At 41.7% G+C, this 25,842-nt stretch carries 16 protein-coding genes; 5 read left to right on the top strand and 11 right to left on the bottom strand.

All coding sequences use genetic code 11. The features are described from left to right. Positions 1-15: 15 nt before the first annotated feature. The gene (locus tag BN3283_RS02875) at positions 16-1,596 is read right to left on the bottom strand and encodes an alkaline phosphatase family protein (protein WP_059025584.1); all 1,581 of its coding nucleotides are present in this window, start codon (positions 1,594-1,596) and stop codon (positions 16-18) included. A gap of 129 nt (positions 1,597-1,725) precedes the next feature. Here BN3283_RS02875 and BN3283_RS02870 point away from each other — a divergent pair, with 129 nt between their 5' ends. Both BN3283_RS02870 and BN3283_RS02865 read left to right on the top strand, forming a co-directional pair. Further along, on the top strand, positions 1,726-2,349 hold the full coding sequence (locus BN3283_RS02870; RefSeq protein ID WP_041502600.1) for a hypothetical protein: 624 nt from the start codon (positions 1,726-1,728) through the stop codon (positions 2,347-2,349). Between the two features lie 11 nt (positions 2,350-2,360). Next, a complete protein-coding gene (locus BN3283_RS02865) occupies positions 2,361-2,846 on the top strand; it encodes an Lrp/AsnC family transcriptional regulator (protein ID WP_041502599.1) in 486 nt (161 codons plus the stop codon). Positions 2,847-2,891: 45 nt separating this feature from the next. Here BN3283_RS02865 and BN3283_RS02860 read toward each other — a convergent pair whose 3' ends face one another. Together BN3283_RS02860 and BN3283_RS02855 are read right to left on the bottom strand one after the other, a co-directional pair. Continuing rightward, positions 2,892-3,803 carry a diacylglycerol/lipid kinase family protein gene (locus BN3283_RS02860; protein WP_059025583.1) on the bottom strand — a complete coding sequence of 304 codons (912 nt, stop codon included), beginning with the start codon at positions 3,801-3,803 and terminating at the stop codon, positions 2,892-2,894. A 66-nt stretch (positions 3,804-3,869) separates the two neighbouring features. Beyond that, positions 3,870-5,189 (bottom strand): UDP-glucose dehydrogenase family protein, encoded by a 1,320-nt coding sequence (locus BN3283_RS02855; RefSeq protein ID WP_059025582.1) that lies wholly within the window; start codon positions 5,187-5,189, stop codon positions 3,870-3,872. A gap of 311 nt (positions 5,190-5,500) precedes the next feature. Between BN3283_RS02855 and BN3283_RS02850 the strand changes: the two genes are divergently transcribed. The 3 genes from BN3283_RS02850 (at position 5,501) to BN3283_RS02840 (ending at position 13,861) form a co-directional block, all read left to right on the top strand. Further along, positions 5,501-10,939: an alpha-2-macroglobulin family protein gene (locus BN3283_RS02850; protein WP_070807441.1), complete on the top strand. Its 5,439-nt coding sequence runs from the start codon at positions 5,501-5,503 to the stop codon at positions 10,937-10,939. A 125-nt stretch (positions 10,940-11,064) separates the two neighbouring features. Beyond that, complete coding sequence (locus BN3283_RS14820) at positions 11,065-11,421, top strand: DUF8478 family putative metalloprotein (protein ID WP_059025580.1); 357 nt, start codon at positions 11,065-11,067, stop codon at positions 11,419-11,421. 139 nt (positions 11,422-11,560) lie between these two features. Next, positions 11,561-13,861 (top strand): TonB-dependent receptor, encoded by a 2,301-nt coding sequence (locus BN3283_RS02840; protein WP_059025579.1) that lies wholly within the window; start codon positions 11,561-11,563, stop codon positions 13,859-13,861. A 42-nt stretch (positions 13,862-13,903) separates the two neighbouring features. On the opposite strand, the gene BN3283_RS02835 is transcribed toward BN3283_RS02840, so the two are convergent. The 8 genes from BN3283_RS02835 to BN3283_RS02795 all read right to left on the bottom strand — a co-directional run bounded on the left by BN3283_RS02835 (position 13,904) and on the right by BN3283_RS02795 (position 25,731). Further along, a complete protein-coding gene (locus tag BN3283_RS02835; RefSeq protein ID WP_059025578.1) occupies positions 13,904-15,619 on the bottom strand; it encodes a sensor histidine kinase in 1,716 nt (571 codons plus the stop codon). 12 nt (positions 15,620-15,631) lie between these two features. Beyond that, entirely contained in the window at positions 15,632-16,753 is a 1,122-nt protein-coding gene (locus BN3283_RS02830; protein ID WP_041502594.1) for a histidine kinase, read from the bottom strand. 213 nt (positions 16,754-16,966) lie between these two features. Then, positions 16,967-17,704 carry a hypothetical protein gene (locus BN3283_RS02825; protein ID WP_059025577.1) on the bottom strand — a complete coding sequence of 246 codons (738 nt, stop codon included), beginning with the start codon at positions 17,702-17,704 and terminating at the stop codon, positions 16,967-16,969. 238 nt (positions 17,705-17,942) lie between these two features. Further along, complete coding sequence (locus BN3283_RS02820) at positions 17,943-18,512, bottom strand: K(+)-transporting ATPase subunit C (protein ID WP_041502636.1); 570 nt, start codon at positions 18,510-18,512, stop codon at positions 17,943-17,945. A gap of 80 nt (positions 18,513-18,592) precedes the next feature. Next, positions 18,593-20,632, bottom strand: coding sequence for a potassium-transporting ATPase subunit KdpB (gene kdpB, locus BN3283_RS02815; protein WP_059025576.1), 2,040 nt, complete (start codon positions 20,630-20,632; stop codon positions 18,593-18,595). 76 nt (positions 20,633-20,708) lie between these two features. After that, positions 20,709-22,406, bottom strand: coding sequence for a potassium-transporting ATPase subunit KdpA (kdpA, locus tag BN3283_RS02810; RefSeq protein ID WP_059025575.1), 1,698 nt, complete (start codon positions 22,404-22,406; stop codon positions 20,709-20,711). Positions 22,407-22,867: 461 nt separating this feature from the next. Next, positions 22,868-24,220, bottom strand: coding sequence for a sigma-54-dependent transcriptional regulator (locus BN3283_RS02800; protein ID WP_059025574.1), 1,353 nt, complete (start codon positions 24,218-24,220; stop codon positions 22,868-22,870). Between the two features lie 158 nt (positions 24,221-24,378). Beyond that, positions 24,379-25,731, bottom strand: coding sequence for a radical SAM/SPASM domain-containing protein (locus BN3283_RS02795; RefSeq protein ID WP_059025573.1), 1,353 nt, complete (start codon positions 25,729-25,731; stop codon positions 24,379-24,381). Positions 25,732-25,842 lie beyond the last annotated feature (111 nt).

Here is a 25,842-nt window from a genome sequence, read left to right as displayed (position 1 = left end):
TAAAAACGGAACCGTTTATTCTATCTTTTTCCCCCGTACGGTATAAGGAACAGGTATTCCCATTATATCACATAAAGTAGGCAATAAATCCACCATATCGAAATTTCCTTTCAAACCGGTTTTTACCCCGGCTCCATACAAATACAGAGGGACAAACGGACGCTTACTATGCCGGAAATAAATATCTTCCATCTCTTTCAATTCTGAAATCCAGGTCGGATACAGGCAGAACAACACGTCTCCGCTTCGCTTATGAGAGAAAGCGTTTTGTATCAATTGATCCACGCCCGAAGTAAAAGCCGTATGTGTTAGTGAATAAGCAGTAATAACCTTTGCAATTCCCTCAAAATCGATCAAGAAATCCGCTATACGGTCTTCCATCTCTTTTAAGTTCAATTTTTTCCTTTCGATTAAATCCCGATTCAAATATATCTGTCCCTGATCATAGTCGGCGATCCAATCTCCCGGTCCGTAGATCAACCCCAAATAAGATTTTAATAAAGCTACGGCCTTATATATACTAAAATAACTCGAATTCAGTTTCACCTTTATCAAGTCTTCGGGCATCAATTCCCGCATTTCGGAGAAAGTTACGAATAAGGTATAATTTCCTTTCCCCACCTTAAGATCAAGAAAAGTCAACAAATCCTCCATATTCCTATCCAAACGCAAGAAAGCATCTTTCTCTTCTTCCGAGTCTACGGTAAAATCCCTGTGCATGTAATCCAAACATGAAAAATTGACGGCCAGCAAATCCGGATCGTTATCTTTTCCCAATCTCTCTTCGGCAATCAATCGTTTCGCCAAAGCGCAGACTAAAGTATTAGCATGCGGGGTCGCCTTCAAAACTCGATAGGTCTTGTATTCCCTTTTTGCCCGAACAAGGTCGTAATAAAACAAATTTGCCAATCCGAATTTACTTTTGATTTTGGCAGCACTCCCTCTTTCATCCGACAATGGCATCCACCCTCTGTTTACCAAAGAATCACTCTCAATACGATCGTTGTAACGAATCAACCACTCCGGTAACCGTTCTTTATAAAAAGTCGATGAAACCCATTTTCCAGTCTTTTCACTAAACCAAAAAGCCTGATCGGCACTACTCCCTCCGCTCAATACCGCCTCATCCCCGTTCATGGCCACACTATAAACCTTCGAGAAACCATTATTCATCTTTAAAGCACTCCCTAAGTTAAGGGTTCGGATAAAGTCAGGACTTAAACTTTTTATACTATCCCCTTGTTGAGATCCGACCTCATAATAATCCCCCGTCATTACGGCACTTTGTCTTCCCCTACGGAGTCGGTCATACCAAATTTTGGATACGATCCCATGTTCTGCCGGAAGCATTCCGGTATATAGGGTGACGTGGTCTACTCCCGTTTGAGTATAAACGTAATTATAATTCATATTCAATTCACCCCCCTGCTGCATGAGTCTTTTAAAGCCTCCTGCAGAAAGATCCTGCCTATACCACTCAAGCCACTCCGGATAAAAATGGCTTATCACGACACCAACAACCAGCTTTGTTTTATTCTCCGCAGCAAAAGAAACAAAACTACTGAACATCAACACGAATAAAATAATCTTCTTCATAGGATATACTTACAAACTCTTACTAATTCTACAAAAGTAGTCAGAATATGATAATTTACAACCTATAATTATTTCAATTCTTAATTGTTTCGTATATTTACAGCATAAAACATAAAACAGATTTCATTTATGACTGAAAAGAAATGTTTGCTTACAGAGAAATTAAGAACTTACGTCTTTCGGTACGGCACTGATTTATCTGATGAGAATTTGCGAAAAGTAAATATTACGCGGGAAGAAATCGACGAAAACTTCTCTGATATGGAGGATATCGTAAATTCAATATTTGAGCGGGAAAGAATTTGTTTTGAAGAGATTTTCGACAAATACAATTTCGAAGGATGGAATGCCATCGACATCTTATTGCTGGTCGGTAATGAAATCAACGATCGCTTCTTCAACGTATCGCCTTCTGTCACTTTCAAACTGGCAAAAGCCTACCCGGAGATATACGAAAAACATCGGCTCAGACGTTCCGATTTTATCTTTGAAAAAATAAAAATCAATATTGAAAAAGGAATGCAACAAGGTATGTACAAAAATGATGTTTCCAGTGAAATGGTCGCACGCATGTATATCGCCAAGTTAAACGACATACACAATCCGGAAATCTATCCGCCGGAAGGATACGACTTTGCAACTATTTTCAATAACATGATCGACAGCGTAATAAAGACCATTACCAATGAAGAAGGATGGCAATATTACAAACAACGGAAGCAACTATATAATGTATTGAATTTCAACAGATAATACACAATAAAATGAATGCAAAATATCAAATTGACGAAATCGACCGGAAAATATTATCGCATCTCGTGAAAAATGCAAGAGTCCCTTTTCTGGAAATAGCGCGAGAGTGCGGAATATCAGGAGCTGCCATTCACCAAAGAGTGAAAAAAATGGAAGATTCCGGTATTATTGAAGGATCCAGATTTATCGTAAAACCGGATGCCCTCGGATTCGGCGTATGCGCCTTCATCGGAGTAATCTTAGACCACGCTCATACTTATAAAACAGTAGTCAAAGAGATTGAAAATATTCCCGAAGTCATCGAATGTCATTTCATCACCGGAGGTTTTACCTTCTTAATAAAACTGAGATGCAACGACCACCAACATCTTATGGATATATTAATCAACACCTTACAAAATATTCCGGGAATAGCAAAAACAGAAACTTTTATCTCTTTGGACCAACTCATCGAGAAACAGATTAACCTGAACGTGGACCCCGCACCGACAAAATAATTTGATTAGATGCTGTCTACCGGATTATTCCGGCGACAGTATGAATCAAACATTCCTTTTAATCTTCTTCTTTTTGGATAGTTTAGGAACAACTACGTTCAGTACCCCCGGATGGATCCTCACCTTTACCGGTACATTTAAAACATAGGGATCCCCATCGATATGGGCTTTAGATATATCTCCCTCGATCTCCGCCTCTGCACATTGTATTTCACTAAAATAAGACAGTTTGGATATCCGAGAATTCATAAAACAATATATAAAACGGGGTATCTGGTAATATTTTGGCCGTTTTAAAATACATATGTCAAACAACCCGTCCCGTAAAGAAGCTTTGGGAGCAATCCGCGCATTATTTCCATATTGCGAACTGTTCGCAATACTTAAAATAAAACAATCCTCCTCCCATACCTTATCCCCGATTTTAAAACGATAACGTTTACTCGGGTAACGAAACCACATGCGGACGATCGAATAAATATAGGAAAATATTCCCCGCATCTTCATTTTATTAAAAAAATGAGCCACCTCTGCATCAAACCCTAACCCACTTACGTTCAAAGAATAATAACCATTGATTTCAACCACATCAATTCGGGTGATCTCGCTTTGAAGCAATTGCTTTAAAGCCTTCGACATCATCAAGGAGAATCCGAGATGACGAGCAAAACCATTCCCACTCCCCAAAGAAATAACCCCAAAAGCAATATCCGTACCACATAAAGCCGTTCCTACCTCATTTACCGTACCATCACCTCCGACAGCCACAATATGCGTATAATTTTCATGTTTTGCATTCTCGACCAACTCTTTGGCGTGTCCGGCATATTCTGTAAAACGTATCATATAGTCGACCTGACGATAAGCCGCAATACGCTTCAGTCGATAAGGGACTTCCCAACCCAAGCCAAAACCCGATATAGGATTTATAATAAATAAAATCCGCAATTTATCCATAAATCATAACTTTGAAGCAAAGATGCCTCATTCATACTCCCGAACAAATCATCCTGTGACGACGAATCACTTTTGCCGTCCTACCCCATAATAAATATAACCGAACTCTTTCATCTGTTCCGGACTATATATATTACGACCATCAAATATAATCTTATGCTTTAAAGCCTTTTCAATAAAAGTAAACTTAGGAATCTTAAACTCAGGCCACTCCGTGACAACAATTAAAGCATCCGCATCCGATAACGCATCGTACATATTACTTGCATACTCGATCTTCGCCCCTATGCGTCTCTCACACTCTTCCATTGCCACCGGATCATAAGCTCGTATTACAGCTCCGGCTTCCACCAGACGTTCGATCAGAACCAGCGAAGGAGCCTCCCGCATATCATCAGTAGCAGGCTTAAAAGACAATCCCCACACGGCAAAACGTTTACCTTTCAAATCCGGACCGAAATGAGCTATTACTTTTTTAAACAACACCTCTTTTTGCCTCTCGTTCACTCTCTCCACAGCCTTCAATAATTCTAAACTATGTCCGTTTTCATCTCCCGTCTTAATCAACGCCTTCACATCTTTAGGGAAACAAGAACCTCCATAACCGCAACCCGCATTCAAAAACTTTTTACCGATACGGCTGTCACTACCTATCCCTTTCTTTACAGCCTCGACATCCGCCCCCACGATCTCACACAAATTCGCAATATCATTCATAAATGAAATTCGGGTCGCCAACATGGAGTTGGCAGCATATTTAGTCATCTCCGCCGAAGGAATATCCATAAAATAGATCGGCGTATTATTTAAGATAAACACGTGGTACAAACGCTCCATCACCCGTTTGGCCCTTTCGCTCTCAACGCCGATCACCACCCGGTCAGGAGAAATGAAATCATTAACAGCATCACCCTCTTTCAAAAACTCGGGATTGGAAGCCACATCGAAAGGTACGGATACCTTTCGTTTTTGCAAAGCCTCTTTTATCGTGGCCTTTACCTTCATGTTCGTCCCCACAGGAACCGTTGATTTCGTAACAACCACAATATAATCATCGATAATTTCACCTATCTCCCGCGCTACTCCCAATACATATTTCAAATCAGCACTTCCATCCTCGTCCGGCGGAGTACCGACAGCGATAAATACAGCATCGGCATCTTTCAATGCCTCTCTCAATGAGGTCGTAAAAAAAAGACGTCCGTCACTCTGGTTACGAACCACCAACTCTGCCAATCCTGGCTCAAAAATAGGAATACCTCCATTGTTCAACAACTCTATCTTAGCCCGGTCTACATCGACACACGTCACCGTAATTCCGGTTTCCGCTAAACATGTACCGGATACTAATCCTACATAACCGGTTCCAACGACAGCTATTCTCATCTTTATCCTTTTTACGTGAATGATTCTCATTTCATGACCGACAACTCTACCTTACACCCGCCACCGATCATTTTTCAATTTTGCAAAAATACAAATTTAATATAAACAATCGGGTCCTAACCTCATTAATTTTAACGAACCCCTAAAAGAGAACCTGTCCAAAGGAGTAACGAACAATTTCATACAATCCGGATCTTATACTACCTGAATAATCCTCGTTTTTTCGAATAAAATTTAAATACAAACCCAAACGAATTGGTTTTATTTACATAAATTTGCCTAATCTAATATTAATCACAAAAACAAAGGCCATGAATAGGTGTTTTCTCTTTATCTCATTCTTGATCATGCTCTTTGCATTTTCTTCATGTAAAGAAAGACAGAGTCAAAACAAATTAGAATACAGCAAATACGTCAGCGAATTCACACAGGGAATGATACGGTCAACGGATCCTATTTGTATTCTTTTTAACGCGAACTTGGATTCTCTTCCTGTTTCGGCTGATGATATTTTTAAAATATCTCCCCGAGTAAAAGGAACATTTCAATTCCATCAAAATACGTTGAAATTTATTCCAAGCGAAAGATTTAAAAACGAGCAAATTTACCAAATCTCTGTACAATTAGACCAATTGTTCGATGTCCCCGCTGCATTGAAGAAATTTAATTTCACAGTTAAGATACTTCCCCAGGCATACTCTTTTCAGGAAGGGAATTTAGGCATCTATCCGGAGAATAACGATCAATTCTTCTACAAAGGAGCTATCGCAAACGCGGATCTAACGCCCCCCGAACAAATCGAGCAGTTGATTACGGCGAAATTAGACGATCGGATTCTCTCTCTTGTATGGGATCATTCTCCTTATATACATAACTTTACAATTCCCGATCTGAAACGGGAAAAACACTCCCAGACCTTAAAACTCACCTTCGACAAGAAGATAAAAAACGGAAACGATTTACTCGTTGAAATCCCCGGTGAAAACAACTTCTCCGTCCTGGATATCAAAGTTACCGACGACTATTCCCAAAGTATAGACGTTATTTTCTCTGATAATGTAAGTCCGACCCAAGATTTACAAGGATTAATCACTATTGACGGCATAAACCGGCTGAACTATAACGTGCAAGGCAATATCGTTCGCCTGTATACCAACGAAACGAGCAAAATGAGGGGTATCGTACAAGTAAACGTTTACCGGGGTATCATGAATGCCACTGGGGACAAATTAACCAAAGAAGTAACTCAATCCGTAAGCTTCCCTTCAGCGAAGCCAGAAATACGGTTTATTGGAGAAGGTACGATAACTCCGGCAGATGGGAATATCTTAATCCCTTTTTCCGCGGTTGGCCTGAAGGCGATACAATTACGTGTTGTTAAAGTTCTACCGCAAAATATGAATTTTTATTTACAACAAAATTCTTACGAATACGCCGGCGACTACGAATTACGAAGAGTAGGCCGTCCTATTCTAAATAAAAAAATTATATTGGCAAAAGAAGAACAAACGATTCATTCTGATAAATGGCAAGACTACACGATCAACCTCGCGGACCACATTCAACTGGAAAAAGGTGTCGTTTATAAAGTCGAACTTCGGTTCAAACGATCTTATACCACTCTCGCCTGTAACGAAAAACAAAATCCAGATCGGGATGATTCGGACGATCAGTTCTGGCAAGGTTACGATAACTACGACGAGTATTATTACGGGTATCCCGAAGATTACTCTTGGGAAGAGAGGGATAATCCCTGTTCAAACTCTTATTATTACGTATCCAGTCGTTTCCCTCAAAAAAATATAGTGGTAACCTCCTTAGGCATCACGGCTAAAGCAGGCACTGACGGAAAATACATAGTGGCTGTAAATGATTTGTCTGACGCCACTCCGGTAAGCCATTGCGAATTATTCTTCTACAATTATCAAAACCAAAAAATAGATTCGACCCGGACCGATGATCGAGGTATCGCAATAGCCCGGATACGGGGAAAAGCATTTACCGTCGTCGCTCGGAAAGGTAATGATCAGGCCTATTTAAAAGTCAATGATGCCGGTTCTTTATCTTACAGCAATTTCGACGTAACGGGAACCGTCGTTCAAAAAGGGCTCAAAGGATTCTTGTACGGGGAGAGGGGAGTATGGCGTCCCGGCAATGAAATCCATTTATCTTTTATCCTGGAAGACAAAGAAAACGTAATTCCGGCAGGCCATCCCATCATTGCCGAATTATACGATCCCAACGGACATGTCGTACAAACCCGGAAAGAGGGACGAAACGACAACGGCATGTATTGTTTTACCTTCAAAACGGATGATAACGCGGTAACGGGATACTGGCGAACGATCGTCAAAATCGGTGGGACCTCTTTTTCCAAAACCATACGGATTGAAAGTATAAAGCCTAACCGCCTAAATATAAATGCTATTTTGCCGGGAAATATACTGGGGAAAGGAATCCATGAAAATAAGATTCCGGTTACGACCCGCTGGTTACACGGGGCTAAAACCAGTTTATTGAAAACCATTACCGAATTAAAATTAACTCAGGGGAAAACCGTATTCGAGAAATACAAAAATTACAATTTCGACGACCGTTCCAGATTCTATAAAACAACTACGACAACCCTGTTCGACGGAACAACCGATCCAGACGGCAATTTTACTTTGTCCACGCAAAATATCACGACAGAAAATACCCCGGGAATGTTGAATGCCCTCCTGACCATTCGGGTTTTTGAAAATAGCGGAGATTTCAGTATCGTCACCTCCTCTTTTAAATATTCCCCCTACACACAATACGTCGGAATAGCCTTACCGGAAACAGATGACAATTGGTATCCGGCTGGTAAACCGATACCCGTAAAAGGCGTTGTCGTAAACACCCTGGGACAACCCGTTGCATCCAATGAAATAGAGATTGAAGTTTATGCTTTGGATTGGCGCTGGTGGTGGGACTCCAACGACGATAATCTTGGTTCATACGTTAACCGGTCTTACCGAAAACCCATATTACATAAAATGGTAAAAAGTACGGACGGAAAATTTAACGTCGATATTACCTGTAACGAGTGGGGACGCTATTACCTCATTGCTAAAGATAAAGTTTCCGGTCATTCTTGCGGTTCGACCTTTTATATCAGTTCTTGGCGCAACGACTTGAACATGCCCGGAATGGCCAATCTCTTGACTTTGACCAGCGATAAAAAAGCATACCGTGTCGGCGAAAAAATAAAAATCAAATTTCCCTCCTCATCGGGTAGCATCGCCCTTATCAGCATCGAAAATGGCAAAACGGTGAAAGATATTTTCCGTATTCCGACAACAAACGACTTTACGATATTCGAGATAGAGGCAAAACAGGATATGTGTCCCAACATATACGTGAACGTATCCTTAATACAACCGCACAAAGGCCGGGACAACGATAAACCGATAAGACTATACGGAGTGATGAATATCGACGTGGAAGATCCGAGCCTCCATTTACATCCTCAGATCAACATGGCCAAGGAGTTGCGTCCATCCGAAGATTTTACGATTACGGTAAGCGAAGCCGACGGCCACCCGATGACCTATACCTTAGCCGTAGTGGACGAAGGTCTTCTCTCGCTGACCTCTTTCAAAACTCCGGACCCCTTCCCCGCATTTTACGCACGGGAAGCTTTAGGCGTGAAAACGTGGGATTTTTACGACGACGTATGCGGAGCTTTCGGCGGAAGATTGGAAAAAGCCTTTGCTATCGGCGGAGACGAAGCACTAAAAACGGAAGAGAACCACAAGAGCAATCGGTTCACTCCGGTAGTACTATTCCAGGGACCGTTTACCTTAAAAAAGGGTGAAAAAAAGAGTCATACCCTACGTATGCCGGAATATATCGGAGAAGTACGTACCATGGTTATAGCCGAACATAAGGGGCAATACGGTTCGGCCTCCAAAAATACAAGTGTCAATCAGCCCCTGATGCTTAACGTTACGATGCCGCGTATCTTCACCCCGGGTGATGTAATCGAAATTCCGGTTACCCTCTTCGCCATGAAAGACCGGATTAAGGAGGTAAACGTAAGTATCCGAACAGACGATAAGATAGAAAATCTCGCCTCCGCTCAACAAAAGGTACATTTCGACAAAACAGGAGAACAAATTATATTCTTTAAAGTTAAGATCAAAGAGACGACCGGGAAATCGACACTCTCCTTCTCGGCACAAAGTGGTCAGGAAAAAGCATATTTCAGTTGCGATATCGATATCCGCATACCCAACCCCCGAATTACACGGGTGGACGCGAAAGAGCTAAAAGCCGGAGAGACATTAACGTTCGATAACCCAATCGAGGGAATCAATCCGACCTCCATGTTGGAAATTACTTCTATCCCTCCTCTAAACTTAGAAAAACGATTAAATGATCTCATTCAGTATCCGCACGGATGCGGAGAACAAATTACCTCTGCGGTATTTCCACAGCTTATGCTCCACACTTTGATGGACCTCACGGAAGCCCAACGGGTAACCGCAGAACTCAACGTGAAAGAGGTAATCTCCCGGTTACGCAATTACCAACGGAACAACGGAGGTTTTAGCTACTGGGCCGGTAGCGAATTTATCTCGGATTGGGTAAGCAGTTATATTACCGACTTCCTCATCCAAGCCGAAAAACAAGGATACCAGGTTCCTGCATCCATGAAGAATAATGCCGTCAATTATTTGAATCAACAGGCAAACACCTGGAAACCTTCCGATTATTATGCCGAACTGGAGCAAGCTTACCGTCTATACGTTTTAGCTTCTGCCGACAAGCCAAATCTGGCAGCCATGAACCGGATGAAAGATATAATCTATAAAAATCCCGTTGCACGTTGGCAACTGGCCGGAGCCTACGCAATAGGTAAATACGATAAAGTCGCCCGGTCGTTGATTGCCAATCTGCCAACGGAAGCGGAATCTTACAGGCAATTAGGCAGATGCTACGGTTCCGGATTGCGTGACAATGCCATTCTTCTCCGGAGTATGGTGGATATGGACATGCAAGAAGAAGCCTATACCCTATTGCGAAAAATAGCCTTGCGCTTTGCTTCTAACGACTGGATGAGTACCCAGGAAAATGCCTTTGGACTATGTGCCGCGGCTCAATACGTTAAACGGTATTTCAAAGAAGGAAACGGTATAAAGGTTGAGATCGGAAAAGAAAAAATCCAAACCGAAAAAACAGTTATTCTTAAACCCTTAACCGTTAAACGACAACGCTCTAACGTGACCGTTAAAAACAATACCGACGGAACATTACACGTTAGGACCATCAATAGTTCCGTCCCGTTAGGAGTCATAACACAGAATGAAATGTCCGGATTGAAAATGCAAATTACTTATTATAGTAACAATAAACGGATCGATCGGCCTACATACCGACAAGGTGAAGATATAACAGCGGAAATATCCGTACAGAATACCGGTAAGATCGGTCAATACGATGAGCTGGCTTTAACGTGCATGTTTCCTTCCGGATTCGAATTTATCAATGAACGTCTGATTTCCGGGATAAATCCTTTTAAAGGAACTGAGAACGTAGATATCCGAGACGACCGGATCTACCTGTATTTTTCATTAAAGCAAGGAGAAACCAAAAAATTCACTCTCCGTTTCAACGCCTCGTACCCCGGAACATACCTACTGCCGGCAATTACTTGTTCTGCCATGTATGACGATTCAATTACGGCAACTCTTGCCGGAAATCGAATCATAATAGAGAAATAATAAACAACGGAAGATGTTATCCCGTAATGAGATTGGAATAACGTCTTCCGTTTTTAACAATATTTTAAGAAGAAAAATTAATCTTTTATTTAGAAACATTCTACATTTGCATCGGTACAAAACTAATGCAAAAAAAGAAAACGTATATCACCCTAAGGATATTCCTGTTAGCTCTATTTCTGAGTTACTATGGAAATATCACTTTTTTCCCTCACTACCATATCGTGGACGGGATAAGGATTGTTCACTCGCATTTTCATAAAACAACAACCAATCATCAGCCCCAACACTCTCATTCCGGCAACGAGATAAAATTAATCGCACATCTCAATTATTTCTTCACCCTTTTGTTATTAGCACCTTCCGTATCTACCGCCCCATTGACACGGAAACTCGTTTTATATATTACACGGAAAGCGGAAGTACCCGCTTCGCATTTCTTCTTTCATAAAAAATTAAGGGCCCCCCCGGTCTGTATCTGACATTTTTGTCAATCTATTCTAAGTTATTTTTATTACTCGGGATAACTGTCTTTTCTTGTTAATAACTAACAGGAAGAATAGTCCATTCGGGATAACAGGCATATCCAAAAATCAAAAACTATTTAATTATCAATAACATATGAAACACATATATATACTAACCCTCTTTTTAACATTCGTTTTACCCGGTTTCGCTGACGAAGAAAACAGCAAACCCAAAAGCGATGCCAACATCATGGGACACGTTATCAACAAAGAGACAAAAGAACATATACCCTTTTTATCCGTTTTTCTTAAAGACACACATATAGGTACTTATACGGATGAAACAGGTCATTATTTCCTTAAAAACTTACCGGCAGGAAAACATACTTTACGCGTACAAGGCATCGGTTATAAAAGCGTTGAAAAAGACGTATTTTTGGAAAAAGGAAAAACCCTGGAAATTAATTTTGAGATTAGCGAAGACAATATCATGCTGGAGGGATCTGTTGTCACGGCTAACCGAAACGAAACCAGCCGTAAAGAAGCTCCGGTGGTCATCAACGTATTAACACCTAAAATATTTGAAAACACCAATTCGTTTTGTCTGGCACAAGGACTAAATTTTCAACCGGGTTTACGAGTGGAAAACAATTGCCAGAACTGTGGATTCCAACAAGTCCGTATCAACGGCTTAGACGGTCCCTATACCCAAATATTAATCGACAGTCGTCCTTCATTCAGTTCTCTATCGGGAGTATACGGACTGGAACAAATTCCCGTCAATATGATCGAACGTGTCGAAATCATGAGAGGAGGAGGTTCCGCTCTATTCGGTTCAAATGCCATCGCGGGAACAATCAACATCATCACCAAAGAACCGCTATATAATTTCTTCCAAATCAGTCACAACCTATCGGCTATTGACGGTGAAAGTTTCGATAACGTAACTAACTTTAACGGGGCTATTACTAACGAACAAAAGACAACAGGCGCGTACCTTTTCGGCATGGTAAGAGACCGCCAAGGTTACGATCACGACAAAGACGGTTTCACGGAATTAGGTAAACTAAATAATACCTCATTGGGTTTTAGAACGTATTACAAACCGACCAACTACAGTAAAATCACATTGGAATACCATCATATTAAAGAATTCCGCAGGGGAGGAAATTTACTTGACAAACCTCCTCACGAAACGGATATTACGGAGCAGGCAGAACACAACATACACGGTGGAGGTGTAAACTACACGTTCAATTCTTCAGATTACAAACACCATCTAAATGTGTATACCTCTCTGCAAAATATAGGACGAAAATCATATTACGGTGCAGACAGGGATACGGCGGCATACGGAAAGACGACGGATATTACATTCGTAGGTGGAGTCCAATACTCTTATGACTTTGACCATTTTTTATTCTTCCCCTCGGAGTTGACTACCGGTTTCGAATATTCTTACGACAAACTGACCGATATCATGCTGGGGTACAATAGAGACCTTAACCAAGAGATATATGTTTACAGCTTATATTTACAGAACGAATGGAAAACAGGACACTTAAGTTTTTTAATCGGGGGACGCATGGATAAAAATAGTGCCGTAGATAACCCTATATTTAGTCCGAGATTGAATATTCGATATAGCCCGATCGATGCCATCAACCTGCGAGCCAGCTATTCCGAAGGCTTTCGGGCTCCCCAAACCTATGATGAAGACCTGCATGTAGCCGCCGTAAACAACGAGGTAGCCATCATTCAAGTGGCTAAAGACCTGAAAACGGAACGCTCCAAAAGCTATAGTGCTTCCATCGACTATTATGCTACCTACGGAAGCACACAACTGAACTTGTTAGTCGAAGGATTTTATACCAATTTAAGACATATTTTCGTATTGGAACCTCTCGGACCGGATACAGACGGAAACATCATCTATGAACGTAGAAACGGTAACGAGGCGATCGTAAAAGGAATAAACGTGGAAGGGAAAATCGTTCCTCATTATAAAGCGCAAATTCAATTCGGAGCTACTTTGCAAAGCAGTAAATACGACCGGCCTCGGGCCTGGACGGATGACCCGGAAGCAGAGAAAACGCGTAAATTATTACGCTCTCCCGATACATACGGGTATCTTACAACCAATTTCATCCCTTTTAAAAACTTCTCATTCTCTCTTTCGGGAACTTACACCGGACCGATGTATATAGGACATGAAAAAGGATACATCGAAAAGAGCATATTGAAAAAAACCTCTTCTTTTTACGATGCCACACTCAAATTGAATTATGATATCAAATTCAATAATTACACGGTACAGGTAAGCGGAGGCGTACAAAACCTGTTTGACAGTTATCAGAACGACTTCGACAAGGGAGCCAATCGGGATTCCAAATACATTTACGGACCGGGACTCCCTCGTACCTATTTTGCCGGCGTTAAATTCGGTATATTCTAATTGATCAATTATCCCTCGAAATTTTTTTTTCGAGGGATAAAGTTACCGAACAGGAAAGGAAATCGTAAACCGACTCCCCTTGCCTACTTCGCTGTCCACCCGGATCTTTCCGTTGTGAGCTTCAACAAAATCTTTGGAAATAGCCAGTCCTAAGCCGCTCCCCTGAACTTTGGTTCCAGGCACTCTAAAATAACGATCAAATATACTTTGATGGTAACGCGGGTCTATACCTTTTCCGAAATCCTGTACAAAAATTTCGACTCGTTTGTCTTCTTCATAAGCTCCTATAATAATCCTTGAATTCTCTTTGGAATAATGGATGGCATTGGACAACAGATTCGTAATCACCCAAGCGATCTTTTCGCTATCCACAAACAATTTAGAGATCTTCTCAGGGTATTCGACTTCGATATTACATCCGAACCGTTCTGCCAATACCCGGGTTGCCGAAAGGGCATAATGAATCAATTCTATCGGCTTCGTTACCTTGGGGCTCAATGTTAATTTCCCCGTCTCAACCTGTGTTAACTTCAATAACTCACCGGTAATATTCAGCAAGCGATCGCTATTCTCCTTAATACTTTCCGTTAAAGAGAACTGTTCTTCGTTCAATTGTCCGACCCGTTGGTCTTCCAATAATTTCAAACTCATCATAATAGCGGCAATTGGAGTCTTCAACTCATGGGAAATCGTCGAAATAAAGGTAGTCTTAGCTGAATCCAACTCCTTGAATTCCGTAATATTTTTCAATATAATCAGATCGCCCACGTATTTTTGCTCCTTCTCCCCCGTTTTGGTGAGACGAACCGGAACATAATAAGCCTGAAAAAAACTCTCCTTATCATCCGCGTATATCTTCAAAGGTTCATGCTTTTCATTCGGATGTACTAACTCCCGTATAAGACGGCGCAATAAATCATTTCTTAAAGAAAGCTCCGCCGCCGATTGCCGGATAATCTCTTCCCGCTTCAAATTCAAAACAGACAACGCATCGTCATTAACAAATATGATTTTTCTCTCCTCGTTTAAACCGATAATCGGCTCGCGAATACTATTCACGATCGCTTCTATATATTTCTTACTGGATAGCAGATCCTCCAAAGAACTCTGCTGATATTCCGCCAATTTTTCCGCCATCGTATTGAACGAAGCCGCAACATCTCCGAACTCTTTCGTTTTATGAAAATATAAACGCTGATCATAATTTCGTTTGGCAATCTCTATGATACCGTTAGTCAACTCTTTTATGGGACGAGTTATCTGAGCCGGAAAAACGAGCAACAATAAAAAAGCAACGGTTATACTTCCCATCCCCATGATCGAAAGCCATAGCATAGCCTCATGAGCCGTCCGCGTGGCGACTTCGCTTTTACGTTGGATGGAAGCCATATTCAGATTCATTATCTGGATCAAATCCATGCGGACCTGTTGAAGAGATTCCTCATTCCGGCTCTCCTGCAACAATCTAAAATGCCCGATCAGGCGTTCCGTGACTTCCGATTCATCTATTTCCGTTATATTTTTCCGCTGCCTCTCCAAGTTTTCGATAAATACTTGAATAGCCGACTGATCCGTCTCAATCTGTTCGACAGCCTGTAACATCCGTTTCGCATAATCCAACGAATTGTAATTATCAGCCAAAATATTCTGGGTATCCGCCGATAATTTATAAATATAACCTACTGACAGTGTTCCCATCAGAACGATAATCAAAAACAAGATTCCTATTCCCGAGGTCAATTTCGTCTTTATCTTCATAATCTTACATTTTCATGCTAAAACGATCAAATCCACATTCAATGCCGCTAAATTATTCAATAATTTCTTATACCGTAAGGCGGTTCTCACAAATGAAAACAGTCGAATATCCGGCTTGCCCACACACAAGGTACTGATCTGACGTTCCCGGCAAACCCGAATGATGCTCCCGATAATATCATCGGACTGTATCTGAATCACTTCTCCTCCCAACTCGGAAGCAAGTTTAAAATGATTGATCAAATAACGCTGATTGGCCAATGGTATCCGGTCAGGACTTTCACGACGAGTCTGTACGTACAGGACAGAAAATCTGGAATTGTACCTTGTGGCTAACCGTGCCACTTTGCGAATCAATTTTCGAGGCGTTTTTTCATGGCTACTGATACAGGCCATAAAACGCTCGTGCCTAAGTCCCACGTTTTCCACGACTTCGTTCTCCACCTTTTTTTCAACCCGCAACGCGACCTCCTTCAATGCCAACTCCCGGAGCTGCAAGATATTTTCCACTTTAAAAAAATGGTTCAAAGCTATATCTATCTTTTCGGGTTTATAAATCTTCCCGGCTTTTAAACGGGCAACCAACTCCTCCGCCGTCAAATCGATGTTTACAACCTCATCCGCCTCTTCAAATACACGATCAGGCACTCTCTCCTTCACCTCTATGCCGGCAATATCCTGTATCTCTTCGTTTAAGCTCTCTATATGCTGAATATTGATCGCACTAATAACATTTATTCCGGCATCTAACAAGTCAAAAACATCTTGCCATCTTTTCTCGTTCACACTTCCTTCTGCATTCGTGTGAGCTAATTCATCCACAATAACCGCTTCCGGACGAATTTGCAGGATAGACTGCAAATCCATCTCTTCGATTTCTTTCCCCTTATAATATATTTTCCGCCGGGGGATAACAGGCAATCCTTTCAAAAGAACTTCCGTATCCACTCGTCCGTGTGTCTCGATATAGCCGATTTGCACATCTATCCGGTTTCGCAATAGTTCGTGTGCCTCCTGCAACATCCGGTAGGTCTTCCCCACCCCCGCTATCATACCGATATATACCTTAAAATGTCCTCTCCGGCTTTTCCGAATCAGATTTAAAAAATGCTGTACATTTTGTTCCTTGTCCATAATCGTTTTTCAGCAAAAAATATACTACAAAGATAAAGAATATATAGTTTACTTTCTATCAACAATTTACATACCGGAAGTCATATAATATCGTTGATTCTGCTTTTTCATTTTGAAAATGCTTTTTTCAAAATGAAAAAATACTACCGCTCGATTTGCCAAAGCCCGGCAAGGATATCTTCCCGGGCTAAAACGTAAAATAAATCACTTGTACTACCTTAAAGTAAATCCCAAAACAAAATGGGCATCTTCATGAGCGGGATCGAAAACAATTCTCGTAAAAACAGGTAACGAAAAAGCCTTGGTGAATTGTATCTCCTTCGAAGCTCCCAATCCGATATTCGTTATACTAAAACCGCGAACGGCATATAGTTCGCTTTCATACGGAGAAAAACCCAAGGTGAAATTCAAATCCACATTTTTTACTGAAAAAGGACAGGTCATCTCCGCGTAAGAAGAGTAATTTTGCTTTTCATTATCTTTTTTATCAGCCCCCCAAACCATCGTGCTCCAAGAGATACATAACGGAAATTTATCCGAAACGACATACCCTATACCGACCTCCACATGATGAGCGGTGTTACGATTATCGAAATGAAAATAGTTGTTATTTTTCCAGGAAACCCTATCTCCCAATTTCTCTCCCTCCCACCAATAATCCGCCACGAATAAATTAAATTTTCCCCAACGATAAGCTGCTGTCAAATCGATCTCTTTATGTGTACCGCTTATCTCTTTAGATCCCCAAGCCGTTAAAGAAAAAGCTCCTATACCCATCGATAAGGTAGGCTGGATACTGGCTCCCGCGTTATAAGCTCCGCGCCAAATATAAGAACTTACAATATCTCCGCTCACCTTAAACACCACACTTTTTAGGCTATTCCTCGCCTTTACTTCTACGACAACTCCTATCAATAGGAGTACCAAAATCGTCTTTCCTAAAAAATTCATTTTATTAAAAATTAAAACAAACAATAATTTACAATCAAATCTTCTAGCATAATCCTTCCTGCCTATCAACATGATAAAACAGGCTTCAAAAGAAAGATTAAAAAATAGATAAAAATGGGAAGTCCTCTCGTTACGGATCAGTTATCTCAACACTCCTTTACCTTCGAACTTCCCCGAAATGCAATAACATCACTTAAAGATTTATACATTTCTCTAAATAACCCCAACTAATATAAACTTAATTCGCACTTTTTTCCAATGCGACATTGAGTTTCAATACATTGACTCTTGAAGTACCGAATAAACCCAACAAAGGTCTTTCGATCTGTTCATCCACGATCTCTCTAACTTTTTCTTCCGATATACCCCTGGCCCGAGCCACCCGTCTTACCTGCACGTAAGCCCCTTCCGGAGAAATATGCGGATCCAAACCACTACCACTGGCCGTTACCATCTCTGAAGGAACCTCCGAACGTTTTAAATAGGGATGCTTTACTAAGAAAGTATCAATTCGTGCCTCTACCTCCCGCAAATATTCCGGATTGGAAATACCTTTATTACTACCTCCAGCCCCGTCTCCGGCATAATCAACTGCCGAAGGGCGCCCCCAAAAATAAATACCTTTCGTAAAAGCCTGGCCTACATTCGCAACTCCGACCACTTTTCCATTTAGAGTAACTAACTCTGCCCGTCCATGATTAGGACCCGCAATCAAAGCAAATATCCATAGGATGAAAATATAAAACACACTAAAGAATACGCAAAAAACAAGTGTCAACCTTAAAGATTTCAATAAATTAGACTTCATCATCTTTACATTTTAATTTAAACGTCATCCAAATGTCAGGAGGACCCGCTGCACGTCGTCCTCGCGGGCCCTTTCCTGACTTAGAAAAATAACCCAACTAAAAGATCTATCAATTTAATCCCTATAAAGGGTGCTATAATCCCTCCTACACCGTAAATCAATAGATTACGCCGCAATAAAGCGGAAGCACCAATAGGTTTGTAACTTACACCTTTCAAGGCCAAGGGAATCAATACAGGTATAATGATCGCATTAAAAATGACAGCAGAAAGGATGGCTGTTTCCGGACTATGAAGATGCATAATATTCAAAGCCCCCAAAGAGGGAATCGTTAACATAAATAAAGCCGGAACAATGGCGAAATACTTGGCAACATCATTGGCGATACTGAAAGTAGTCAAGGTTCCCCGTGTCATCAACAATTGCTTGCCAATTTCTACGATCTCGATTAATTTGGTCGGATCATTGTCCAAATCTACCATATTACCGGCTTCCTTTGCCGCCTGAGTCCCGCTATTCATAGCTACCCCGACATCGGCCTGAGCCAAAGCAGGTGCGTCATTTGTTCCATCCCCCATCATCGCGACCAATTTCCCGTTCTGCTGCTCTTTACGGATATATTCCATCTTATCTTCCGGCTTGGCTTCCGCTATAAAATCATCCACACCTGCTTTTTCAGCTATATATTTTGCCGTCAGAGGATTATCTCCTGTCACCATAACCGTTTTCACACCCATTTTACGCAACCGTTTGAAACGCTCCTGTATACCCGGTTTAATAATATCCTGCAATTCGATAACTCCTATTGCCTTCTCGTTCTCCGAAACCACTAAGGGAGTCCCTCCGTTTTCCGAAATAGCCCGTATGGTCTCTTCCGTCTCCCGACTTATAATGTTATTCGCTTTTTCCACTATTCGACGAATCGCATCGGCTGCTCCTTTCCGTATTCTCACTCCGTTCTCTAAATTAACACCCGAACAACGGGTCTCAGCCGTAAATCGAATCATCGAAGCCCCCACCGCGTTCAAATCACGAATACGAATACCTCTCTCCCGTCCCAACTCGACGATGGATTTTCCCTCGGGTGTCTCATCCGATAGAGAGGATAACAAACAGGCCCGGATAAAATGCTTTTCGTCCACGCCATTGGCAGGATAAAATCGGGTAGCTTTACGATTACCGATCGTAATCGTCCCGGTTTTATCCAAAAGCAAGGTATCGATATCACCCGCCGTTTCAACAGCCTTTCCCGATTTCGTGATGACATTGGCTCGTAGAGCCCGATCCATACCTGCAATTCCAATGGCTGATAATAATCCTCCTATCGTCGTCGGAATCAAACATACAAACAAAGAGATAAAAGCCGCCACGGTAATATGGGTTCCCACGTAATCCCCGAAAGGTTTTAAAGTAGCACATACGATAACAAACACCAAAGTAAAACCGGCCAATAAAATCGTCAATGCGATCTCGTTCGGAGTTTTCTGACGGGATGCCCCCTCCACAAGCGCAATCATCTTATCCAAAAAGCTTTCTCCCGGTTGTGTGGTTACCAATACTCTGATACGATCGGAAAGTACTTTCGTTCCGCCGGTGACAGAACTCTTATCTCCCCCGGCCTCCCGGATAACCGGAGCACTCTCCCCGGTAATGGCGCTCTCGTCGATAGAGGCTAATCCCTCGACAATCTCCCCGTCGGAAGGAATAATATCCCCCGCTTCGCACTCGAACAGATCACCTTTTTTTAATTTGGAACTGCTTACTATCTCTATTTTCCCGTTCACGATCACCTTGGCCGGAGTCTCTTCGCGGGTCCTCCTCAGACTGTCGGCTTGCGCTTTTCCCCTCGCTTCGGCTATGGCTTCCGCAAAATTGGCAAATAACAAAGTAACTAACAACACGAGGGACACGATCATATTATACCCGAACGAACCTTGCCCTGCCGTCCCCGTGATCGCAATGTATACGGATACAAGGAACATCATGACAGTACAAACCTCTACCGTGAACATGATTGGGTTACGAAACATCGTACGCGGATGCAATTTCACGAACGACTGTTTTAAACTTTCTACAACTAACTCCTTTGGAAACAAAGAAGCAGACCTATTATTTTTCATCTCTATACTATTTTATCCTAAAAATTCTCGGTTTTACAATTTACCATCCCGATTTTTTCTCACCGGAAACCATCAATCAAAAACTTAGATATTCCGCAATCGGCCCTAACGTCAATACCGGGAAAAACGACAAGGCAGCAATAATAAAGATTACCGTAAAGGTCATAACCGCAAAAGTCCCCGTATCCGTCTTTAAAGTTCCGGCACTCTCCGGAATAAATTTCTTTTTCGCCAACAATCCGGCTATGGCCACCTGACCTACTATCGGCAAGTAACGTCCCATGATCAAAACGATACCACAAGTAAAATTCCAGAAATAGGTATTATCCCTCAGCCCTTCAAAACCGGAACCGTTATTGGCAGCCGACGAGGTATACTCGTACAGCATCTCACTCAATCCATGAAAAGAAGGATTATTTAACCAAGCCTCCGCCAGCTCCGGATTACGAGTGGCCAAAAAGCTGGAGATCGCCGTAAATACCAATATAAAGAACGGATGAGCCAAAGCTACGATAACAGCTATCTTCATCTCTCTCGCCTCGATCTTCTTTCCTAAAAATTCAGGTGTCCGTCCTACCATCAATCCGCTGATGAATACCGCAATAATAATAAATACATAATAGTTCATCAATCCGACTCCCACTCCCCCGAACCAACAATTTATCTGCATATTCAACATCGATAGCATTCCCGTGAGCGGAGTCAAACTATCATGCATACCGTTAACCGAACCGTTGGAAGTTACGGTTGTCACCTGACTCCACAAAGCCGTGGCTGCAGTACCTAAACGGATCTCCTTTCCTTCCATGCTTCCCCGCTCCTGGGCAATTCCCATGGCATCCATTTGCGGACTACCTTTCAGCTCGAAATAATGAGCACCCACGACACCGACCAAAAAGGCAAACAACATAACACCGTAGATCGTATAAGCTAATTTTTTACGTCTCAGATAGAATCCCAAAGCGAAAACCATAGACATAGGGATAATCAAAATAGACCAACACTCTATCATGTTCGATAAAAAAGTCGGATTCTCCAAGGGATGAGAAGAATTAGGGCCGAAATAACCTCCTCCATTCGTACCCAATTGTTTTATAGGCACAATGGCCGCCGTAGGGCCTTGGGATACGGCTTGCTCCACACCTTCTAAAGTCGTGATCCGTTCCTTTCCTTCGAATCCCATAGGTGTACCCTCGATAATCAGAATACATCCGACAACTAAAGACAACGGTAATAAAATACGCGTACAACTCTTTATTAAAAGTACCCAGAAATTACCGAAATTCCGGGTCGTTTTAGTCGCCATGGCCTTAAATATTCCGGCCAAAGCCGCCATTCCGGTAGCCGCCGTAATAAACTGAAACAACATGATCACGAAAAGTTGTGTAAAATAAGTCAATCCGCTCTCTCCGCTATAATGCTGCAAATTACAGTTTACCATAAAACTGATACAGGTATTAAAAGCCAGGTCCGGACTTTGTCCCGCATTTCCGTCAGGATTCAACGGCAAATACCCCTGGGAAACCAACAACACCATTCCCCAAAAGAACCAGAAAACATTTACGGTCAACAACGCGACCAAAAATTTCTTCCAGTTCATCTCCTCCGCGGGATTAATCCCGCTCATCCTATACATCCACTTTTCAACGGGGGCCATAAAATCAGACCAAGTCCTTTCTCCCTTATATATTCTTGCGATATAACGGCCCAATGGATAGCTCAATACTACCATCATCACGACCTGCAAAATACTTCCTAATATTTCCGTATTCATCTTTTAAAACATTACTACGATTTCCCGTTATCCGGGATTTCTATCTCGTTTCTACATTCGCTTGATACTCTTTCTAAAATTTTTCGGGTTTTACCAACACGTACATCATATACCCGAACATCATCACACTTAGTATAAACAATACCGTAAACATAACCTCCCTCCTTTTCAGATTTTTTCAAACCAATAAATACACTTGAAAAAGAACCAGTAACAAATAACACCAACCATACCTAAAAAAATAAATGATAATACTTCTTCCATGACTTTTTAATTTAAGTTTTCGTTTCTCCCTATGCCAAAGCCATGCCATCGGAATTACCACAAAAGATAACTAAGTGTATATAAAATAAATAGACGGACAGAATGGAATATTCTATCCGTCTATCACCTTTTCATTTTGAAAAGGTACCATATCATAATAGCATATCGATCTGCAATCAAAAAAAACAGACCAGCCGCTATTTTTCACCTAACCCGTACTCCTCTATCTTACGGTATAAAGTAGTCAAACCGATATGCATTAAACGAGCTGCTTCGGTCTTATTCCCTCCCGTGTATTGAAGCACTTTTTGAATATGATTCTTTTCTATGTTGGCTAATTCGAATTCAGAAAAACGTCGGTCTTCTCCAGGCCCGAAATTTCCATGCTGTAAATCAATAGGCAAATCTCCCGAGGAAAGCTGTTCCCCGTCGGCAATAACAATACTACGTTCAACGACATTTCTCAGTTCCCGCACATTCCCATTCCAGGCATGCTGTTTAAGCAGAGCCATGTAATCAGGTTGAATAAAAGTGATTTTTTTCCTCATCTTTGCCGAAAACTGGTTCACAAAAGCATGAACATACACTTCAATATCCCGGATACGTTCCCTTAGCGGAGGCAGGTGAATTTGAAAAACCGAAAGCCTGTAAAACAGATCTTCTCTAAAATGTCCGGCAGCGATCTCCTTAGGCAGATCCCGGTTGGTCGCGGCAATCACTCTCACATCTACTTTCGTCGGTTTAGTATCTCCGATCTTTATAAACTCTCCGGATTCCAGAATCCGAAGTAACTTTGCCTGTAGATCAAATGCCATCTCTCCGATCTCGTCTAAAAACAAGGTTCCCTGATGTGCCTCTTCGAATAATCCTTTCTTATCTTTTAAGGCCCCGGTAAACGCACCTGCTTTATGACCGAACATCTCACTCTCCAACAACTCTTTACTAAAAGCAGAGCAATTGATCGCCACAAAAGACTTCTTATTTCTATTACTTCCCTGATGAATAGCCTGAGCAAACACCTCTTTTCCGGTACCCGTTTCACCTGTTAGTAAAACCGGGACATCCGTGACCGCGACCTTCCGGGCCAAATGGATAGCTTCCAGCATTACCCCCGATCGCCCCAGTATCGTGTCAAAAGTATATCTCCTCTCCCCGCCTCTATTTTCCGTTTTTTCATCCACCTCACGAGCTACTTTCTCCATAGCACGACTGATCAACGGGATAATCCGGTTATTGTCATCCCCCTTGGTAATATAATCAAAAGCTCCGTTTTTTATCGCCTGCACTCCATCCTGAATATTCCCATGTGCCGTAAGCATGATAATCTCCGCACGAGGAGACAGCTGTTTTAATCTTTCAATAATCTCCACCCCATTCCCGTCCGGTAAACGCACGTCACATAAAACGACATCCGGCATACATTGTTTAGCTTGTTTCAGCCCGGCCGTACAACTATCAGCCTGAAAAACTTCATATCCCTCCAACCCGATGATACGGGACAACAATCTCCTCAATTGATTCTCGTCGTCAATAATCAATACTTTGTTCATAAGATTATATTTACACTGAAAAATATAAACGAAAATACAATAAAAAATTTATCCCCCAAGAAAGTGAAAATAAAAAGAGAGTGAACTTTTAAAAGTCACTCCCTCTCCAGCCTCCATCGGTTGCCGATACCATTGTCAGCTATTTGATACAGAACAATTTAATTCAGTGTTTTTCCCCTTTCCGTCCATATTTGATCTGCAACGACGGCCCACTTATGAGCGCATCCCTGGCATTTTCCGGTCAAATCTTCCACGCTTTCGGGCTTCAACATATCGGTAGAATGAGCATGAGCCGCATTCACGACCTCTTTCAATCGATCGGGATTATCCAATAAGGGACAAGGCCGCAAATGATTTTTATTAAAAGGCTGACGTTTCTGGTATTCTTGAAAAAGCGGTGTTCTAAGCGCATCCAACAAGCTCATATTCTTTATATTAGCCGTTGAATAATGAATAAAAGCACAAGGCTCTACATCGCCGTTGGCATTAATATGGAAATAATATCTTCCCCCGGCTATGCATCCGTCGACATACTCCCCGTCATTCCAGAAATCCATGGCAAAAATCGGTTTGGTACGCCGAAACTTTCTAACTTGATAATACATGTATTTCCGTTGTTCTGGCGTAGCCAACAAATCAGGAATAGCGTCTTCACCAACAGGCATATAGGTAAAATACCAAGCAAAAGCGGCTCCTTTTTCTATCATGAAATCAACGTATTCGTCCGAACCGACAACATCCACGTTTTGACTATGATAACAGGTCGAATATCCGAAAATCAATCGTTTACGTTTGAGAAGTTCCATCGCCTTAATGACCGCCTGATAAGTCCCTTCTCCTCGACGCATATCCGTCTCTTTTTCAAACCCCTCAACACTAATGGCCGGGGCAAAATTACCGACCCGGAGCATCTCATCCGCAAAATCCTCATCAATCAATGTTCCATTCGTGAAAGCTAAGAAATAACATTCCGGGTGTTTTTCACAGAGACGGATGATATCTCTTTTTCTTACCAAAGGTTCTCCTCCCGAATAGATATACATAAATATACCCAACTCTTTCCCTTCCTTAATAATCCGGTCCATGGTATCGAAATCCAGCGACATCTGGTGACCGTACTCCGCTGCCCAACATCCCTTACATTTCAAATTACAGGCAGAAGTCGGGTCCATCAAAATCGTCCAGGGTACATTTACCCCGTGCTTCTTTCCGGTCACTTTCACCATACTGTTGCCGATAATGGCGGAATTACAGATCAACGATTCGAATAACTTCCTCCTCACGAAAGGATCCCATTCATTGTAAGCCTTTTTAATCAAAAGGTTCCAATTATTATCGGGATCGGATAAACAAGTCTCCAGACTACTCCATGCAGAATCATACGTTCCATCCACGTCCACTTTTCTTATCCATTTCAATGCTTTCGGTGCATTGGCTTCCGGATCTTTCTCCACATAATTCAATATTTGCCGAATTCCGTAAGCTTGCATTTTGTTCTTAAAACTCCCCATCTTTCTCTTGTTTTGATAGATATAATTAGTTTAGTTTAGAATTTAATTTTCTATAACGTACGAAATAAAAATTGGTTTCTTTCACACTCCATTTTAACGTACTCCCGTAAA

It is taken from the genome of Gabonibacter massiliensis (assembly GCA_001487125.1).
Classification (GTDB): Bacteria; Bacteroidota; Bacteroidia; order Bacteroidales; family Marinifilaceae; genus Gabonibacter; species Gabonibacter massiliensis.
Note: the sequence above shows the minus strand (reverse complement) of the source record. Positions and strands in the feature narration are given on the sequence as shown.

Bases quoted from the DNA above. Each gene is read 5' to 3' on its own strand.
- BN3283_RS02875 (WP_059025584.1), bottom strand. From the start codon at position 1,596: ATGAAGAAGATTATTTTATTCGTGTTGATGTTCAGTAGTTTTGTTTCT.
- BN3283_RS02820 (WP_041502636.1), bottom strand. From the start codon at position 18,512: ATGAAGTCTAATTTATTGAAATCTTTAAGGTTGACACTTGTTTTTTGC.
- BN3283_RS02825 (WP_059025577.1), bottom strand. From the start codon at position 17,704: ATGAATTTTTTAGGAAAGACGATTTTGGTACTCCTATTGATAGGAGTT.
- kdpB (WP_059025576.1), bottom strand. From the start codon at position 20,632: ATGAAAAATAATAGGTCTGCTTCTTTGTTTCCAAAGGAGTTAGTTGTA.
- BN3283_RS02795 (WP_059025573.1), bottom strand. From the start codon at position 25,731: ATGGGGAGTTTTAAGAACAAAATGCAAGCTTACGGAATTCGGCAAATA.
- BN3283_RS02870 (WP_041502600.1), top strand. From the start codon at position 1,726: ATGACTGAAAAGAAATGTTTGCTTACAGAGAAATTAAGAACTTACGTC.
- BN3283_RS02855 (WP_059025582.1), bottom strand. From the start codon at position 5,189: ATGAGAATAGCTGTCGTTGGAACCGGTTATGTAGGATTAGTATCCGGT.
- BN3283_RS02865 (WP_041502599.1), top strand. From the start codon at position 2,361: ATGAATGCAAAATATCAAATTGACGAAATCGACCGGAAAATATTATCG.
- BN3283_RS02830 (WP_041502594.1), bottom strand. From the start codon at position 16,753: ATGGACAAGGAACAAAATGTACAGCATTTTTTAAATCTGATTCGGAAA.
- BN3283_RS02840 (WP_059025579.1), top strand. From the start codon at position 11,561: ATGAAACACATATATATACTAACCCTCTTTTTAACATTCGTTTTACCC.
- BN3283_RS02835 (WP_059025578.1), bottom strand. From the start codon at position 15,619: ATGAAGATAAAGACGAAATTGACCTCGGGAATAGGAATCTTGTTTTTG.
- BN3283_RS02850 (WP_070807441.1), top strand. From the start codon at position 5,501: ATGAATAGGTGTTTTCTCTTTATCTCATTCTTGATCATGCTCTTTGCA.
- BN3283_RS14820 (WP_059025580.1), top strand. From the start codon at position 11,065: ATGCAAAAAAAGAAAACGTATATCACCCTAAGGATATTCCTGTTAGCT.
- BN3283_RS02860 (WP_059025583.1), bottom strand. From the start codon at position 3,803: ATGGATAAATTGCGGATTTTATTTATTATAAATCCTATATCGGGTTTT.
- kdpA (WP_059025575.1), bottom strand. From the start codon at position 22,406: ATGAATACGGAAATATTAGGAAGTATTTTGCAGGTCGTGATGATGGTA.
- BN3283_RS02800 (WP_059025574.1), bottom strand. From the start codon at position 24,220: ATGAACAAAGTATTGATTATTGACGACGAGAATCAATTGAGGAGATTG.